A 2,155-nucleotide genomic window follows, 5' to 3' on the forward strand; every position below is an offset into this window, starting at 1 on the left:
CAACCGCGGCGGAAGGCGAGCGCGGAACGTGCGTCACGCGACGCGCCGCAACCGGCGCGACGGCGCGCGCCGTTTCGTCGTCGAGCTGGAATACCGCCGCCGTTTCGCGCAGGCGCCCGGCCTGCTCGTCGAGCGACTGCGCGGCGGCGGCGGCTTCCTCGACGAGCGCCGCATTCTGCTGCGTGACTTCGTCCATCTGCGCCACGGCGCGCGCGACCTGGTCGATCCCGCCGCTCTGCTCCTCCGACGCCGCCGCGATCTCGCCCATGATGTCGGTCACGCGCTGCACCGCGCCGATCACGTCGCTCATCGTGCGCCCGGCTTCGTCGACCAGCGTCGAACCGGTGCGGATGCGCTCCACCGACGCGTCGATCAGCGCCTTGATTTCCTTCGCCGCGCTCGACGAGCGTTGCGCGAGGCTGCGCACCTCGCCGGCGACGACCGCGAAGCCGCGGCCCTCCTCGCCCGCACGCGCGGCTTCGACGGCCGCATTCAGCGCAAGAATGTTGGTCTGGAACGCGATTCCCTCGATGATCGCGATGATGTCGGCGATCTTCGCCGAGCTGTCGTTGATCTCGCCCATCGTGCCGACGACCTGGCCGACCACCGTATTGCCCTTGTTTGCAATCTCCGACGCATTCGCGGCCAGCGCGCTTGCCTGGCGCGCATTGTCCGCGTTCTGCTTCACGGTGCCGGTCAGCTGTTCCATGCTCGACGCGGTTTCCTGCAGCGCGGCGGCCTGCTCCTCGGTGCGCGACGACAGATCGATGTTGCCGGCCGCGATCTGGCGCGCCGCGGTCGCGATCGACTCGCTGCCGCCGCGCACGGTGCGCACCGTGTCGACCAGCCCGCGCTGCATCTTCGCGAGCCCTTCGAGAAGCTGGCCCATCTCGTCGCGCCGTTCCACGACGATCGGCCGGCGCAGGTCGCCGGCGGAAATCGCGTCGAAATGCGACAGCGCGTCGGCGATCGGGCGACCGATCGCGCGGCTCAGCGCCACCCATGACAGCAGTGCGGCGCCGACACCGGCCAGCAGCGCGACGATCGACAGTACGCGCAGCGTGTCGAACACCGATTCCGCTTGATCGAAGAGCACTTGCGCATTGGTGAACTGGAAGTTGCGCAGCGCTTCGCCGGCCACCGAGAGGTCGGTATAGAGCGCCTGGAGCTGCTTGGCGCCGTCGCCGAAGCGATCGCGCTGGTCCGCCCCGAGCAGGCTCGCGAACGCGTCACAGGCGCGCTGCAGCGCCACGCGCTTCGCGGCGACGTCCTGCGCGAGCCGGTCTTCCTCGGGGCCGCGCGGCAGCGCGAGGTATTTCTGCCACCATGCGTCGGACTGCGCGCGCATCGCGCGGCTGCGCTCGACGGCGGCCGCCGACTCGGGCGTGCCGGCCAGCAGCGCCGCGCGGTCGAGTGCAAGCCGTTCGCGTGCCGAAAACATTTCCGCGACCGCCACGTCGACCGCGCTCGGCATCTGGTTCGTGAAAATCTCGCGCGTCGACACGTTCGAACGCGTCATCCCGTACAGCCCGAGCACGCCGGTTACGCCCAGCAGCATCGCCAGAAACGCCATCGTCAAACCGATGCGCGCACGAATCGTCAGGTTCCTGAACACCATCATCCATCCTGTATTGCGTCGTCATGAACGGGCCGGGCCCGTTGGCTGGAAGCATTGCTTCACTTGTTGCATTTACGACTGCGCGACGCACAACTTGATGGTTTTGGCGTGATTTTTTCGAATTATTCGTCTGTATATTACAAATAGCTGAACGAATGATGCAAATTCGGGCCAATTCGAGAAATGGATGGGGGGAAGGCCCGGCGACCTGCGGGCACGTTGCCGCAAGCACGACCGGCCGGCTGGCCCGTCGCACGAGACGGCCGGCCGAGATCGGGAAACGGAAGCCGGCGATCCGGCCCTAGTCGGCCAGTTCGGCGCGCGTCGGAATCGACGGCTGCGCGCCCGCCCGCGTGACCGACAGCGCCGCCGCGCGTTGCGCGAAGCGGATGGCCGCATCGACATCCGCGCCGGCCGCGAGCCGTGCGGAAAAACCGCCGATGAAGGTATCGCCCGCCGCCGTCGTGTCGACGGCCTGCACGACCGGGGCCGGATAGTGCCGCGCGACACGACGGCGGCGGGCGATACATCGAAGAG

2 protein-coding genes are annotated in these 2,155 nt (G+C 68.3%); both read right to left on the reverse strand.

From position 1 onward, the window contains the following. Positions 1-1,618, reverse strand: a 1,618-nt coding sequence (locus G3N62_RS35180; RefSeq protein WP_241013297.1) for a methyl-accepting chemotaxis protein, incomplete at its 3' end; no start/stop codon positions are given. A gap of 301 nt (positions 1,619-1,919) precedes the next feature. Beyond that, the coding region (locus G3N62_RS35185; protein WP_241013298.1) for a PfkB family carbohydrate kinase at positions 1,920-2,155 on the reverse strand (236 nt) is incomplete at its 5' end.

This window comes from Burkholderia sp. Tr-20355, assembly GCF_017104685.1.
GTDB classification, from domain to species: Bacteria; Pseudomonadota; Gammaproteobacteria; order Burkholderiales; family Burkholderiaceae; genus Burkholderia; species Burkholderia seminalis.